Below are 15,423 nucleotides of genomic sequence, written 5' to 3'. Positions count from 1 at the left end.
GTCAGGCGAGCGTGTTGAATTTTTCGAACGCCGGGCGGGGGAGGCGCCCGTAGACCGTCGACGGATCGCCATGCCCGAGCGTTGCGATGAAATTGGTGGTCACGTTCGGCGTGTCGGCGAAGAACGCGGCATCGACCGCCTTGCCGTCAAACCCCGACATCGGCCCGGTATCGAAACCGAGCGCACGCGCCGCGATCAGGAAATACGCGCCTTGGAGCGTCGAATTGCGGAAGGCCGACTCGGCCCGGACCTCTTCCTTTGCAAACCACGGCCGCGCATCGACGTGCGGGAAGAGTTCGGGGAGGTAATGGTGGAAATCGCGGTCCATCGCGATGATCACCGTGACGGGCGCCTTGCGCACCTTGTCGGCGTTCGAATCCGAGCAGCAGACCGCGAGCTTTTCCTTCGCGGCGTCGCTGGTGCACCAGACGAAGCGCGCGGGAAGCTGATTGGTCGCGGTCGGGCCCCATTTCATCAAGTCCCAGATCGCGTGCAGCTCTTCGGTGCTGACCGGCTGATCGGTATAGCCGTTATAGCTGCGCGCGGTGCGGAAGATCTGGTCGAGCGCTGCGTCGTCGATGATGGCCATGCTCAGACTGCTCGCACTTCGGTGACTTCGGGTACGTAATATTTGAGCAATTGCTCGATACCGTTCTTGAGCGTCGCGCTCGACGACGGGCAGCCGGCGCACGCGCCCTGCATCGCGAGGAACACCTTGCCCTTGTCGAAGCCGCGATAGACGATGTCGCCGCCGTCATTGGCGACCGCCGGGCGGATGCGCGTCTCGATCAGGTCCTTGATCTGCGCGACGATGTCGGCGTCGGCGGGATCGTCGTTGAAGCTATCCTCGGCGGGGACTGCGATGCCACCGGCATTGCCGGGTTTGAACAGCGGCATGTTGGCGCTGAAATGATCGAGCAGCAGGCCGAGCACATCGGGCTTGAGCGCCGACCAATCGACCCCGGCGGCGGCGGTGACCGAGACGAAATCGCGCCCGAAGAACACGCCGGTGACGTCACCCAGGCCGAACAGCGCGTCGGCGAGGGGCGACGCCTCGGCATCTTCGGGCGTGACGAAATCGCGGGTGCCCGCTTCCATCACGACACGGTTGGGAAGGAATTTGAGCGTCGCCGGGTTGGGCGTCGTTTCGGTTTCGATCAACATGCCTGCCATGTGGCGCGCGTGTGCGGCGGGTGCAAGGGTGGATATGGAAACGCTGGGGTGCTGGCGGTCGCCGCATTCCGCCGCTATCTACGCCAGATGATCTCGCCCTCGCGTATGACGCGCTTCGCCTTCGCTTCCGTCCTGGTCCTGGCTGCCGTGCCGCAGGTCGTCGCCCAGACCGCTCCCGCGCAGCCCGCACTGCGCGCCGCCAACACGCCGGTCGATCCGCAGAGCGCGATCGCAAGCCGCGAGGCGTGGCTCTACAAAGGCAGCGACATTACCCCCGATCCGGCGTGGCATTTCGGTACGCTGAAAAATGGCCTGCGCTATGCGGTGCGCAAGAACGGCGTCCCGCCAGGCCAGATCTCGATGCGCGTGCGGATCGACGCGGGTTCGCTCTACGAGACCGACCCCGAGCGCGGCTTCGCGCATCTCATCGAGCATCTCTCGTTCCGCGGCTCGCAATACGTTCCGGATGGCGAAGCCAAGCGCATCTGGCAGCGGATGGGCACGACCTTCGGCTCGGACACCAACGCACAGACCACGCCGACGCAGACGGTCTACAAGCTCGATTTGCCGAGCGCGACCGAGGCGGGGATCGACGAGAGTCTCAAGATCCTGTCGGGGATGGTCTCCAACCCCAACATCACCGCGACCGCGCTGGGGGCCGAGCGGCCCGCGGTGCTCGCCGAACAGCGCGAGCAGCCGGGGCCGCAAGTGCGCGTGATCAATGCGCTCAACGAGACGTTCTTCGCCGGGCAGCCGCTCGCCGATCGTTCGCCGATCGGCCACGTCAAGGAGCTCGAGGCGGCGACCGCCGAGACCGTTCGCGCGTTCCATGATCGCTGGTATCGCCCCGAGCGGACGCTCGTCGTGATCGCGGGCGATTTCGATCCCGCCAAACTCGAGACGATGGTCGCGAAGAATTTCGGCGGTTGGAAGGGCATCGGTCCCAATCCCGCCGACCCCGATTTCGGCAAGCCCGACCCCAAGCAGACCACCACCAAGGCGGTGGTCGAGCCCGGCATTCCGACGCGGATCGAAATGGCGATCGTGCGGCCGTGGCAGTACAATGACGATACGATCGTCTTCAACCAGAAGCGGCTCGCCGATTTCATCGCGCTCGCGGTGATCAACCGCCGGCTCGAGACGCGCGCGCGCTCGGGCGGCAGTTATATCGCGGCGGCAGTCCGGCTCGACGATCCGTCGCGCTCGGCCAACGGGACGTTCGTGACGATCCTGCCGGTCGGCTCCGCGTGGGATCCGGCGTTGAAGGATGTGCGCGCGGTGATCGCCGACGCACAGGCCTCGGCGCCCACCAAGGCCGAGATCGAGCGCGAGCTCGCCGAGCAGCGCGTGTCGTTCAAGACGCAAGTCGACACCTATCGCGCCGAGGCCGGTAGCAAGGAAGCCGACGACATGGTCCAGGCGCTCGACATTCGCGAGACGACGACCTCGCCGGCGGTGATCCAGGGCGTGTTCGAGGATGCGGTCAAGAAGGGCTTCTTCGCCCCCGACAAGATCCTCGCTGCGACCAAGCGGCTGTTCCAGGGCACCGCGACGCGCGCTTTGATCTCGACGCCGACCGCCGAGCCGGGGCTCGAGACGACGCTTGCCAACGCGCTCAAGGTCGATGTGAAGGGGCTCGCGGGGAAGCGCACGCGGCAGGGCAATGTGACCTTCGCCAGCCTGCCCAAGCTCGGCGCGCCGGCAACGATCGTCTCGAACACGCCGATCAAGGAGTTCGAGATGCAGGAGTACAACCTGTCGAACGGCGTGCGCGTGCTGGTCTATCCGACGACGTCGGAGGACAGCCGCGTCTATGTCCGCGTGCGCTTCGGCGGCGGCTATAACGCGCTGCCGTCGAACAAGGAGACGCCGGCCTGGGCAGCCGATCTCGCGCTGACCGCGGGTGGCATCGGCAAGCTCAACCAGGGCGATCTCGATGCGCTGACGTCGGGGCGGCGGATCGGGCTCGATTTCGGAATCGACGAGGACGCCTTCCTCTACAATGCGCTGACCTCGCCAACCGATCTCGACGACCAGTTGAAGCTGATCGCCGCCGCCATGTCGGCGCCGGCGTGGGATCCGGCGCCGGTGCTGCGCGCGCGCGCGGTCGCGGTGTCGTCTTATGCCGGCGCGAATGCGTCGCCGACCGGCGTGCTGTCGCGCGATCTCGATCGCTTGCTGCGCGATGGCGATCCGCGCTGGGGTACGCCGAGCCTCGCCGCGATCAACGCGACGACGCCTGCCGCCTTCCGCGCCTTGTGGGAGCCGCTGCTCAAGACCGGGCCGGTCGAGGTGATGGTGTTCGGCGATATCAAGGCCGACGTTGCGATCGCGGCGGTGCAGAAGACGCTCGGCGCGCTCCCGCCGCGCACTGCGGCGACCGAGCAGACCCCGCCACCGCATTTCCCGGCGCACAACACCACGCCCGTCACGCGCACGCATGACGGCCCGGCGAACCAGGCGGCGGCGGTGATCGCGTGGCCGACCGGGGGCGGCGTCGCGGGCCTATCCGAAGCGCGGCGGCTCGAAGTGCTCGCGGCGATCTTCAGCGATCGGCTGTTCGACCGGCTGCGCTCGCAGGCGGGCGCGAGCTACAGCCCCAACGTATCGAGCGATTGGCCGACCGGTTTCGCGACCGGCGGCAAGATGGCCGCGATCGGCCAGGTCGCGCCCGAGAACATCCCGCTGTTCTTCAAGCTCTCGCGCGAGATTGCGGCGGAACTGGTGTCGACGCCGATCGACGCTGACGAGCTCAAGCGGACGATCGGGCCGATGCAGCAGTCGATCCAGCGCCAGTCGACCGGCAACCAGTTCTGGATGAACCAGCTCGACGGCGCGACCTATGATCCGGCGCGGATCAATGCGCTGATGCATCTCTATTCGGATATTTCGAACATCACCGCGGCGCAGCTGCAGGAGACCGCGGCGAAGTATTTGCGGCCCGATCGCGACTGGACGCTGCAGGTGGTGCCGGCGGGCGAGGGGAAGAAGTAAGCCCTCACGTCACCCCGGCCTTTTGCCGGGGGCCACCGTTCTGCGCGTGCAGCGTCTGCAGCGCGTGTAGAGTGGTGGACCCCGGGACGAGCCCGGGGTGACGGGTTTGGACTGCGGGGCCGGGGGTGAGCGGATCGGTACCGCCCCAACGCGTCACCCCGGCCTTGTGCCGGGGTCTACCCCGCCGCGCGTGCTAAGACGGCGGCGCGAGGGGCGTGGTGGACCCCGGCACAAGGCCGGGGTGACGCGTTACAGGTGCGAGGCCGAGGGTCAGCGGATCGGCGAGTTCGGGTCGAGCCGCATGTCGAGATACTTGTCCACGCTGCCCATCAGCTGCGGCATTTCGTGTTCGAAGAAATGGTTCGCCTTGGGGATCGTGTCGTGGTGGATCGTGATGTGCTTTTGCGTGCGCAGCTTGTCGACCAGCTTCTGCGTCGCGAGCGGGGGCGAGACTTCGTCATTCTCGGCTTGAATGATGATGCCGCTCGCCGGGCACGGCGCGAGGAAGGTGAAGTCGTACATGTTCGCCGGCGGCGCGACCGAGATGAAGCCGCGGATTTCCGGGCGGCGCATCAGCAGCTGCATGCCGATCCACGCGCCGAAGCTGACGCCCGCGATCCAGGTGGTCTGCGCCTCGGGGTGGAAGCTCTGCACCCAGTCGAGCGCCGACGCCGCGTCGGACAGCTCGCCCACGCCGTTGTCGAACGTGCCCTGGCTCTTGCCGACGCCACGAAAATTGAAGCGCAACGTCGCGAAGCCGCGGCGCTGGAAGGTCTTGTAGAGCTCCATCACGATATGGTTGTTCATCGTGCCGCCGGCCTGCGGATGCGGGTGGAGGATCATCGCGACGGGCGCGCGCGGGCGGGGTCCGGGGACGAAACGACCTTCGAGGCGACCATCGGGGCCGGGGAAAATGACTTCTGGCATCGGACCTGCTGACTGTAGAATGTGGGGCGCGGCCCGTAGGATATGGGCGCGGGAGCTTGTGCGCTATATAGCCATGACCCTGCTTTTCGCAATCTTAACGGAGCCGCCCCGCTTTTGACCGACCGCCCCGCTTCCCGCCTCTATCTCGATCACGCGGCGACGACGCCGATGCTGCCGGCCGCGATCGCCGCGGTGGAGGCGGGGATGCGCAGCTGGGCCAACCCGTCCTCGCCGCATGCCGAGGGTCGCGCGGCGCGCGCGGCGCTCGAGGCGGCGCGGGCGAGGATCGCCGCGGCCTATGGCTGGGGCGGCGAGACGATCCTGACGAGCGGGGCGAGCGAGGCGCTGGGAGTCGCACTCGGGCGCGCGGTGGCGGCGCGGCGGTTGATCTCGGCGGTCGAGCATGACGCAGTGATTCGTGCTGGCGGCGATGCGGGCGTGGTGCCGGTCGATGGACAAGGGTTGCTCGATTTGACCGCGCTTGCCGCCATGCTCGACGGCGAACGCGCGATCGTTGGGGTGCAGTGGTGCAACAGCGAGACGGGAGTGCGGCAGCCGATCGCGGAAATCGCTGCGATCGTTCGTGCCGCGGGATCGCTGCTGCTGGTCGATGGCGCTCAGATGCCGGCGAGCGCTGCCGGCGACGTCGTCGAGCATGCCGATTTCCTCGCGATCTCGGCGCACAAGCGCGGTGGCCCGCCGGGGATCGGCGCGCTGCTGGTGCGCGATATCGCGACGCTCAGCCCGACTGGCGGGCAGGAACGCGGCTATCGCGGCGGGACCGAGAATGTGCCTGCCGCGCTCGGTTTCGCTGCGGCTTTGGCTGAGGCGGAATATGTCGCCGAAATGCGCTCGCTGCGCGCGAAGCTCGATGACGCGATCGCACGCTCGGGCGGCCAGCTCGTCGCAGCCGACGCGCCGCGGCATTCGGCGATCGGCGCGTATCGCATGCCGGGGATGGCGGCGGCGACGCAGTTGATCCGCTTCGACATGGCGGGGATCGCAGTGTCGGCGGGGAGCGCGTGTTCGTCGGGGAGCATGAAGCCGAGCCATGTGCTCGGCGCGATGGGGTGGAGCGTCGAGGCGTCGCGCGAGGTAGTGCGCGTCAGCTTCGGGCGCACGACGACCGAGGCCGATGTCGATCGCTTCATCGCCGAATGGCGCAGCGTCGCCCGCTCGGCGCGGGCGTTTGCGGCATGATCTATCTCGATTACCAGGCGACCACGCCGCTTGCGCCCGAGGCGTTCGACGCGATGCTGCCGTGGCTGCGCGACCAGCACGCCAACCCGCATTCGGCGCATGCCGCAGGGCGCAAGGCCAAGGCGGTGGTCGAGGTCGCGCGGTCGCGGATCGCCGAACATTTTGGCGATGATGGCGATATCGCCTTCACCAGCGGCGCGACCGAGGCGCTCAACTGGGCGATCAAGGGGACGCAAGGGTCGATCGTCACGCTGGCGACCGAGCATGCCGCCGTGCTCGACACGGTCGAAGCCGAGCGCGCGCGCGGCCGCACGGTGACCATCCTGCCGGTCGGCACGGACGGGCTCGTTGATCTGGGCGTTGCGGAGGCGGCGATCGGGCCGGGGACGGGGCTCGTTGCGGCGATGCTGGTCAATAACGAGATAGGCGTGGTCCAGCCGATCGCCGAACTGGCCGAAATCGCGCATCGCGCCGGTGCGTTGATGCTGTGCGACGCGGTGCAGGGGTTCGGACGTGTCTCGATTCCGTCGAGCTGCGATCTCGTCGCGCTGTCGGCGCACAAGGTCTATGGACCCAAGGGCATCGGGGCGCTGTGGATCCGCAAGGGGGTCACGCTCGCGGCGTTGCTGCATGGCGGCGCGCAGGAAGCTGCGGGACGATCGGGCACGCTGTCGCCTGCGCTGTGTGCGGGGTTCGGCGAAGCGGCGCGGCTGCTGCAGACGGAGGAATATCCCGACGCGCTCAAGGTCGACTGCCTGTGGACGCTCGCCACCGAACGCCTCGGCCCCGAGTGGCACATCAACGGATCGACCGAGCAGCGCTATCACGGCAATCTCAACATCCGCCGCGATGGGCTCGACGTCGCGCGGTTGATGTCCGACCTCCGCGATATCGCCTTTTCGGCGGGGTCGGCCTGTGCGAGTGGCTCGGGCCGATCGAGCCATGTGCTGCGCGCGATCGGGCGCTCCGAAGCGCAGGCGCGCTCCAGCATCCGGTTGGGCTTTGGTCGCTACACGACCGAGGCGGAGCTGGCCGAGGCGATCGACCGGATCGTGGCAGCCGCCGATGCGCAACGGATCGCGGGAGGAATTGCGGCATGACGCTGGTACGCTTCATCGGAATCGACGGGACACTGCGCGAGGTCGATGCCGCGCCCGGCGCACGGCTGCTCGAGGTCGCGCAGGCCGATGGCCAGCCGCTCGAGGGAACGTGCGAGGGGCAGATGGCCTGCTCGACCTGCCACGTCATCGTCGCGGCCGAGGATTTCGCCAAGCTCCCGCCGCCGAGCGAGGATGAAGAGGATATGCTCGACCTCGCGGCCGGTGCAACGCGGACCAGCCGGCTCGCGTGCCAGATCCTGCTCACGTCTGATCTCGATCAATTAACTGTCAGGATTCCCGGCGAAGTTCGGAACATGCAAGGCCGTTGATCATTACGCTCGCGTACCCCTTGGTACCCACTGGGAGAGATTTGATGAAGCTTGCAGCCCTCGTTTCCGCTGGCCTGATCGCCGCCGCTGCCCTTGTCCCCGCCGCCGCCAGCGCGCAGCAGAACCGCCACGACCGCGTCGTGACGCGGACCGTCCATACCGAGCGCCACAACGGCTACCGCAACCACACGCGCCGCGTCTGCAAGGTGACCTATCGCCATCACAAGCGCATCCGCACGTGCCGCACGGTCCGCTACTGAGACCGGCTAGGCAAGCCCCGCCGATAAAGCGGGCTTGATCCCGCCGCCCGACCCCGCCATATGCGCCGCGGGAGTCGGGCGGACGTAGTCGTCGCCAACCTGGTCAGATCCGGAAGGAAGCAGCCACAACGATTTCGCTACGGGTCGTTCCGGCTCCCACCGCGCAGCCGCCACGCTGCACCGCAGGTGTAGCGCGAGGTCGCAGCAAGCGCGGCCGGCGGCGCCTCCAGCGCCGTCCGACGACACGGCTTAGCCGGGCCGCCACTCAACCGCCCGACCGCAGCAAAGCCTGGAGCCGATTCTCCAGCCGCTGCGGCGCGGACATGCCGGTCGACCGATCGCGCTGCATCACGGTTTCATCGCGCTACGCCCGGCGCAACCTTCGCCGCGGCGGCATCGTTTCGACCATGAAGCAATCGCGAGTTTTCCGCATGACCGGCCTTATCTCCACGATCCTCGTCGCCGGGCGCGACCGTCAGCGGCTGAGCGAGATCGTCCAGGTGGCGTCGCGGTTCGGGCTCGGGGTATTGCTCGCGCAGCTCGGGCTCGAGCGCGCGCCGGTCGATGCGGCGCTGCCCGACGAGCCCAACACGCTGCCGCGCAGGACGCGGCTCGCGCTCGAGGAACTCGGCCCGACCTTCGTCAAGCTTGGTCAGATCCTCGCGACTCGCGGCGATTTGCTGACGCCCGAATGGATCGCCGAACTCGAGCTGCTCCATTCGCGTGCGCCGACGTTGCCGTTCGAGACGCTGCGCCCGGCGGTCGAGGCGGCGCTCGGCCAATCGACCGAAACCGCGTTCGCGACCTTCGATCCCGCGCCGCTCGCCGCGGCGTCGATGGCGCAAGTGCACCGCGCGACGCTTACCGATGGCAGCGCGGTCGTGCTCAAGATCCGGCGCCCCGACATCCGCCCGCGGATGGAGGCGGATCTCCGCCTGATCGCGCACCTCGCCGCGCTGGCCGAGACGGGTAGCGTCGAGGCGCGGCGTTTTCGGCCGTCGGAGATGATCCGGCAATTGGCCGAGGCGGTGCTCGAGGAACTCGATTTCACTGCGGAGGGGCGCAACGCCGACCGCCTGCGCGCCGATTTCGCCGACGATGCGCGGATCGTCATTCCGCAGATCCACTGGGAATGGACGTCGGAGACGCTGCTGGTGATGGACTATGTCGCGGGGGTGCCGCCGCGCGACGGCGCGACGCTGCGTGCCGCCGGGATCGACCCGAGCGCGATCGCCGCGCTCGGAGCCGATCTCGTGCTCGACATGGTGCTCGTCAACGGGCGCTTCCACGGCGATCCGCATCCGGGCAATCTGCTGTGCCTGCCGGGCAATCGCATCGCGTTGCTCGATCTCGGGATGATCGGCCATGTCTCGCCGCGGCGGCGCGAGGAATTCATCGGTTTCGTCCAAGCGCTGTCGCGGTCCGATCCGGCGCAGCTGGCCGATGTGCTGGCGATATGGTCGGCGGGGAGCGGCGTGCCGCGCGAGCGCGTGCAGGCGGCGGCGGAGCGGCTGATCGTCCGTCACGGCGGCGGTCGCGTGCTGCTCGCGCCGATCGTCGGCGATCTGCTGCCGCTGATGCGCGACGAAGGCATGACGATGCCGCCCGATCTGCTGCTGATCTTCAAGGCGCTGGTGACGATCGACGGCGTGCTGCAAGCGATCGAGCCCGATTTCGATCTCTCGGCGGCGATGCAGCGCGCGACCCTGCGAATCGTCAAGGCGCGGCTGTCGTCGGAGCATTGGGCGCCGGTCGTGCAAGCGCTTGCGTGGGAGGTGATCAAGCTTGGCGACGATGCGCCGCGGCTCGTCCGCGCGGCGGTCCGCCGGCTCGAGGCGGACCCCGCCGGACCGGTGCAGAGCGATCCGGCGGCAGCGATCCTGACGGTGGGGCGCTGGATCGCGGCTGCGGTGCTCATCGCAGCGGGGCTCATTGCGGCGGCGCTGTTCCTTGCCTGAGCGGAGCCGGGCGCGCTAATCGCCGCGTCGCGCACCAACCCTTCGACACGGCGCGCCCGCCGCGCTAGACCGCCCGGCGATGTCCGACTCCTTCGATCTCGACCTTCCCGTCACCGCCTCGAAGGACGCGTACCGCGTCCTCGCGCGCAAATATCGACCGCAGACCTTTGGCGAACTGATCGGCCAGGATGCGATGGTCACCACGCTCGGCAATGCGATCCGGCGCGGGCGCCTCGCGCATGCCTTCCTGCTGACCGGCGTCCGCGGCGTCGGCAAGACCTCGACCGCGCGGCTGCTGGCGAAGGCGCTCAATTGCATCGGGCCCGACGGCACAGGCGGCCCGACGATCGACCCGTGCGGCGTGTGCGAGCCGTGCGTCGGGATCGCCGAGGGGCGGCATATCGACGTGATCGAGATGGACGCCGCGAGCCATACCGGCGTCGACGACATGCGCGCGGTGATCGATGCCTCGCGGATGACGGCGTTCGTCGCGCGCTACAAGATCTACATCATCGACGAAGTCCACATGCTGTCGAAGAACGCGTTCAACGCGTTGCTCAAGACGCTCGAGGAGCCGGCCGAGGGCGTGAAGTTCGTGCTCGCGACGACCGAGGTCAACAAGGTGCCGGTGACGGTGCTGTCGCGCTGCCAGCGCTTCGATCTGCGCCGCATCCCGGCCGAGAAGCTCGCCGAGCATTTCGCGCGCGTGTCGAAGGCCGAAGGCGTCGAGGCCGAGCCCGAGGCCTTGGGGCTGATCGCGCGGGCGGCGGAAGGCTCGGCGCGCGACGGGCTGTCGATCCTCGACCAGGCGATCGCGCATGCCGATATGGACGGCGGCGCGGTGAGTGCGGCGGCGGTGCGCGACATGCTCGGCCTGTCCGATCGCGGTGCGATCCGTGACTTGATGGCGTTGCTGATCGCGAGCGACGGCGTTGGCGCGCTTGCCGCGCTTCGCCGGCAATACGATCTCGGCGTCGATCCGCTCGGCGTACTGCGCGGGCTGCTCGAAACGGTCCATGCGACGACGCTGGTGAAGCTTGGCGCGACGCAGGAAGCGGGGCAGGCGACCGAAGAGCGCGAGGCGCTGGTCGGCTGGGCCGAGACGCTGTCGTTCGCGGTGCTCCACCGGCTGTGGCAGTTGCTGCTCAAGGGCCATGACGAAGTCGCCCGCGCGGCGATGCCGATCGAGGCGTGCGAGATGGCGTTGTTGCGGCTTGTCCATGCCTCGAGCCTGCCCGATCCGGGCGAGCTCGCGCGGATGATCGCGGCGGGCGCGCCGATGATGGCGGCGCCGGTCGCGCAAGCCGCCGCCGCACCGGCGCAGGCGCCCGCCGCCGAGGCGGTCTTGCCGAGCACGGTCGAGGGGATCGTCGCGCTGCTCGAGGATGCCGGCGAACTCGCGCTGTCGTCGCGGATCGTGCATCATGCGAGCGTGATCAGCATCGTCGAGGCCGAGCTCGTGCTGAGCAACGCGCGACCGCTGCCGGCCGATCTGGTCGGTGATCTCGGTGCCGCGCTCAAAGCGCTCACGCGCCGCGCGTGGAAGATCACGACGTCGCCCAAACCCGGCCGGCCGACATTGCGCGAGGCCGAAGCAGCCCAATATGAGAGTTTCAAGGCCAGCATCTTGGCAAGCCCGATGATCGAAGCGGCGTTTGCCGCTTTCCCGGGCGCCGAGCTGCCCGAGACCGAGATCAAGAGCTTGCTCGAAAAAAGGAGACATACCGCATGAAGAGCATCGAAGATATCATGGCGATGGCGCAGAACGTCCAGGCCGAGCTGACCAAGGCGCAGGACGGGCTCGACAAGATCGAGGTCGAGGGCGCCGCCGGCGGCGGGCTCGTAAAGGTGCGGGCGTCGGCCAAGGGGCGGATCATCGGGATCGAGATCGACCCGTCGCTGCTCCAGCCGAGCGAGAAGCAGATGGTCGAGGATCTGGTGATCGCGGCGTTCAACGACGCGAAGGTCAAGGCCGATGCGGCGTCGGGTGCGGAAATGGCGAAGATGACGAGCGGCATTCCGCTGCCGCCGGGCTTCAAGCTCCCGTTCTGAACGAGACGGACGGTTGCGGCGGCGCGCGGTGTGCGCCGCTGAAAATCCGTGTTGCACGAGACCGACGCCGCGTATTTAGCGGCGGCCCGGTGCTTTTGCGTGCCGGCATTTTCGCATCGCTGCAAAAGGACCAGATCGGAAGTTCTGTGGCGGCGCCGACACATATCGCAGACAATCAGACACATACGCCATCAAACACCTTTGCAAGCATTCGTCAGCCATTCATCATCCTAGCAATCGGCATAGAGATGCCGAACCAATTCAGGGATGTGAAATGCTTGTAGGAACACCTCGTGGCAGGGCGATGCTCGCTTTGTCGGCTTCGCTCTTCGCGATCGTCACGGCCAGCTCTGCGGTCGCGCAAGACGCCGCGCCAACCCCCGGCGCCGTGCCGCCGACCACCCAGCCAGCCACTGCCGACGACACGACCGGCGAGATCGTCGTCACCGGATCGCGCATCCGCAATCCGAACGGCGCGTCCGCGGTTCCGATCAACTCGATCAGCGCTGCCGAATTGCTGCAGACCGGCACGACCAACATCGGTGAAGTGCTCAACAAGCTGCCCGGCACTGCCAACACGTTCAGCCAGGCAAACTCGACTCGTTTCCTCGGCACCGCCGGCCTCAACCTGATCGATCTCTACGGTCTGGGTACGCAGCGCACGCTGGTCCTCGTCAACGGCCGCCGTCACGTCGCTTCGGACGTGCTCAACAACGCGGTCTCGACCGACATCAACACCATCCCGAGCGACCTGATCGAGCGTGTCGACATCGTCACCGGCGGCAGCTCGGCAATCTATGGTTCGGACGCGATCGCTGGCGTCGTGAACTTCGTCCTCAAGGATCATTTCGAAGGTCTGCAGGTTCGCGGCCAGGGTAACATCACCCCGCACGGCGATGCCGGATCCTATTATGGCAGCCTGCTCGCCGGCAAGAATTTCGCCGACGGCCGCGGCAACATCGCGATCGATCTCGAATATGCGCGGCAGAACAGCCTCTACGCTTCGGACCGTTCGAACTATGCCAGCAGCAACGGCTTCGTGCTGGTGAACTCGGCCGGCGGTGCGAACACGTCCGGGCCTGCCAACAACCAGTTCTTCAACGACCGTCGCACCGGCACGATCTCCGATGGCGGCCTCGTCGCCTTCGGCAGCACGACGGGCGCATGCGGCCGCGATTCGCAGGGCCGGGCGTTCACCTGCAACTACCTGTTCCAGCCGGACGGTTCGCTGGTGCAGCAGACCGGCACGCGCGTCGGTCTCGCGCCGACGGCGGGTTCGCCCTCGGGCAGCTCGTTCATTGGCGGCAACGGCAACACCGGGCGTGAAAACACGCTGGTCCAGCTCTACCCCGAACTCGATCGCTATTCGGCGAACTTGATCGGCCATTTCGAAGTCTCGAAGGCGTTCATCCCGTTCGTCGAAGCGAGCTTCGTGCGCACCAATTCGGTCGGGCAGGGCTCCTCGGGTCCGGCGTTCATCACCGGTTCGACGATCGGCAGCGCGTTCGGCTATTCGGCACCGCTGTCGACCTATGAGCGGCCGAACCTCGACAATCCGTATTTGTCGACTCAGGCGCGCGCGCAGATCATCTCGGCATTGGTTGCCGGTGGCGCCAACCCAGCGAACATCACGGGGGCGACGCGCTTCACGCTGCGCCGCAACCTGACCGATCTCGGCACGCGTACCGAATCGGCGACGCGCGACACGTATCGTATCGTCGGCGGCGTCCGGGGTGATCTCAGCAGCCACCTCAACTATGAGGTTTCGGCGAACTATGGCGAGTTCATCGAGAACACCCGCCTCGAAGGCGTGATGAACACCCAGCGTTTCCTGCTCGCAATGGACGCGCAGCGGAACGCATCGGGCCAGATCGTCTGCGGTTCGCAGATCAGCGCTGCCCGTGCCGGTACCGATCTCAACGGCGATGCCGCCAACCTGGCGCGCGACATCGCGGCGTGCGTTCCGATCAATCCGTTCGGCAACGGCAACATTTCGCAAGCTGCCAAGAGCTACCTGCTCAACTCGATCTCGGCTTCTGGAAAGCTGACGCAGCTCGACATCGTGGGTACTATCGCGGGCGATACGGGTGCCTTCTTCAACTTGCCGGGCGGCCCGATCCGCGGCTCGGTCGGTGGCGAATATCGTCGTGAAACCGCGCGCTATGCGCAGGATGCTGGGGTCGCGAACGGCTATTATTTCTACAATGCGATCCCGGCCTTCACGCCGACGTCGTTCGAGGTGAAGGAAGCGTTCGCCGAGGTTCAGCTGCCGCTGCTCCGCGATCTGCCGTTCGCCAAGGAACTGACCGTCGGTTCGGCTGCACGCGTTTCGAACTATAAGGGTTCGGCGGGCACGACTTGGACGTACAATGCGACCGGGACCTACAAGCCGATCGATCAGATCACGTTCCGTGGATCGTACAACATCGCGGTCCGTGCGCCGAACCTGGCCGAGCTCTACACCCCGCAGGGCCAGAACTTCGCGCCGGGCTTCATCGATCCGTGCGCTGCGGATCACATCGCGGAGGGCTCGGCCAACCGCGCAGCGAACTGTGCCGCTGCAGGGCGTCCGGCGGGCTACAACTATGCGTACAACCAGTCGCTGGTGTACCGCAGCGGTGGCAACCCCGATCTGAAGGCGGAAGAATCGCGCTCGATCACGGCGGGTGTGGTGTTGCAGCCGGTCCGCGACCTCGTCCTGAGCGTCGATTACTACGACATCAAGGTCGACAACGTGATTCAGTCGGTCGATGGGCAGACGATCGTCGATCAGTGTTATGATCTGTCGAACCCGAACAACCAGTTCTGCGGCCAGTTCAAGCGTGCCGGTGCAACGGGTGGTTCGGGCGGCGAAGAGCCGTTCCGCATCATCGAGGGCAGCCTGCTCGCCTCGTCGCTCAACTACGCCAAGCTTCAGGCGCGCGGCATCAACACCGACGTCACCTATCGCCACAAGTTCGGTGACTTCGGCGCCACGGTGCATGTTGTGTGGAGCCATTCGATCCTGAACGACGCGTTCACGGACCCGACCGATCCGACCTATATCACGCGCTACAACACGACCGTCGGCATTCCGAAGGATCGCGTCAACGCCAGCTTCGGCTTCACCTACAACAAGCTCTTCATGAACTATCAGGTGCGTTACATCTCGCCGCAGCTGATCGGCGATTACGAGACGGTGAACACGGTTCAGGGTCGCGCGCCGACCAACCCGAACCAGTATCCGAACAACTACTACCCGGCGGTCGATTATCACGATTTCCGCCTGGGCGTGAACGTGACGCCGAAGTCGACCTTCTATGTCGGCATCGACAACGCCTTCGACCGGCAGCCGCCCTACGGCTCGACCGGCATCGGCGGCGGCACGGCGATCTTCGACAATATCGGTCGCCGCCTGTACGCAGGTGTCACCGCGAACTTCTGATCGGCT

The 15,423-nt window shown here is 66.9% G+C and carries 12 protein-coding genes and 1 other RNA gene; 10 read left to right on the top strand and 3 right to left on the bottom strand.

The genetic code is table 11. The features are described from left to right. Position 1: 1 nt before the first annotated feature. Both IE187_RS07340 and IE187_RS07335 read right to left on the bottom strand, forming a co-directional pair. Complete coding sequence (locus IE187_RS07340; protein WP_189675712.1) at positions 2 to 589, bottom strand: malonic semialdehyde reductase; 588 nt, start codon at positions 587 to 589, stop codon at positions 2 to 4. Between the two features lie 2 nt (positions 590 to 591). After that, complete coding sequence (locus IE187_RS07335) at positions 592 to 1,164, bottom strand: NifU family protein (RefSeq protein ID WP_189676216.1); 573 nt, start codon at positions 1,162 to 1,164, stop codon at positions 592 to 594. Positions 1,165 to 1,260: 96 nt separating this feature from the next. On the opposite strand from IE187_RS07335, the gene IE187_RS07330 reads away from it, so the two are divergent. After that, positions 1,261 to 4,167 carry a M16 family metallopeptidase gene (locus IE187_RS07330; RefSeq protein WP_189676215.1) on the top strand — a complete coding sequence of 969 codons (2,907 nt, stop codon included), beginning with the start codon at positions 1,261 to 1,263 and terminating at the stop codon, positions 4,165 to 4,167. Positions 4,168 to 4,437: 270 nt separating this feature from the next. Here the strand turns inward: IE187_RS07330 and IE187_RS07325 are convergent, their stop codons facing one another. Next, positions 4,438 to 5,094: an alpha/beta hydrolase gene (locus IE187_RS07325; RefSeq protein WP_133186743.1), complete on the bottom strand. Its 657-nt coding sequence runs from the start codon at positions 5,092 to 5,094 to the stop codon at positions 4,438 to 4,440. 42 nt (positions 5,095 to 5,136) lie between these two features. Here IE187_RS07325 and IE187_RS07320 point away from each other — a divergent pair, with 42 nt between their 5' ends. The 9 genes from IE187_RS07320 (at position 5,137) to IE187_RS07280 (ending at position 15,417) form a co-directional block, all read left to right on the top strand. Further along, positions 5,137 to 6,294 (top strand): cysteine desulfurase family protein, encoded by a 1,158-nt coding sequence (locus tag IE187_RS07320; protein ID WP_189675711.1) that lies wholly within the window; start codon positions 5,137 to 5,139, stop codon positions 6,292 to 6,294. Continuing rightward, a complete protein-coding gene (locus IE187_RS07315; RefSeq protein ID WP_189675710.1) occupies positions 6,291 to 7,394 on the top strand; it encodes a cysteine desulfurase family protein in 1,104 nt (367 codons plus the stop codon). Before IE187_RS07320 ends, IE187_RS07315 begins: the two co-directional genes overlap by 4 nt. Continuing rightward, positions 7,391 to 7,723: a 2Fe-2S iron-sulfur cluster-binding protein gene (locus IE187_RS07310; protein WP_133186747.1), complete on the top strand. Its 333-nt coding sequence runs from the start codon at positions 7,391 to 7,393 to the stop codon at positions 7,721 to 7,723. The genes IE187_RS07315 and IE187_RS07310 overlap by 4 nt, the downstream gene beginning before the upstream one ends. Before the next feature lie 44 nt (positions 7,724 to 7,767). Continuing rightward, a complete protein-coding gene (locus IE187_RS07305) occupies positions 7,768 to 7,983 on the top strand; it encodes a hypothetical protein (RefSeq protein ID WP_133186749.1) in 216 nt (71 codons plus the stop codon). A gap of 66 nt (positions 7,984 to 8,049) precedes the next feature. Next, positions 8,050 to 8,147: signal recognition particle sRNA small type (ffs, locus tag IE187_RS07300), an RNA gene on the top strand. 267 nt (positions 8,148 to 8,414) lie between these two features. Next, the gene (locus IE187_RS07295; RefSeq protein ID WP_189675709.1) at positions 8,415 to 9,941 is read left to right on the top strand and encodes an ABC1 kinase family protein; all 1,527 of its coding nucleotides are present in this window, start codon (positions 8,415 to 8,417) and stop codon (positions 9,939 to 9,941) included. A 79-nt stretch (positions 9,942 to 10,020) separates the two neighbouring features. Further along, the gene (locus IE187_RS07290; RefSeq protein WP_189675708.1) at positions 10,021 to 11,673 is read left to right on the top strand and encodes a DNA polymerase III subunit gamma/tau; all 1,653 of its coding nucleotides are present in this window, start codon (positions 10,021 to 10,023) and stop codon (positions 11,671 to 11,673) included. Further along, positions 11,670 to 11,993, top strand: coding sequence for a YbaB/EbfC family nucleoid-associated protein (locus tag IE187_RS07285; RefSeq protein ID WP_133186755.1), 324 nt, complete (start codon positions 11,670 to 11,672; stop codon positions 11,991 to 11,993). The genes IE187_RS07290 and IE187_RS07285 overlap by 4 nt, the downstream gene beginning before the upstream one ends. A 304-nt stretch (positions 11,994 to 12,297) precedes the next feature. Next, positions 12,298 to 15,417 (top strand): TonB-dependent receptor domain-containing protein, encoded by a 3,120-nt coding sequence (locus tag IE187_RS07280; RefSeq protein ID WP_189675707.1) that lies wholly within the window; start codon positions 12,298 to 12,300, stop codon positions 15,415 to 15,417. The last annotated feature ends 6 nt before the right edge of the window (positions 15,418 to 15,423 follow it).

It is taken from the genome of Sphingomonas glacialis, from assembly GCF_014653575.1.
GTDB classification, from domain to species: domain Bacteria; phylum Pseudomonadota; class Alphaproteobacteria; order Sphingomonadales; family Sphingomonadaceae; genus Sphingomonas; species Sphingomonas glacialis.
This window is presented reverse-complemented; position numbering and strand designations above follow the sequence as displayed.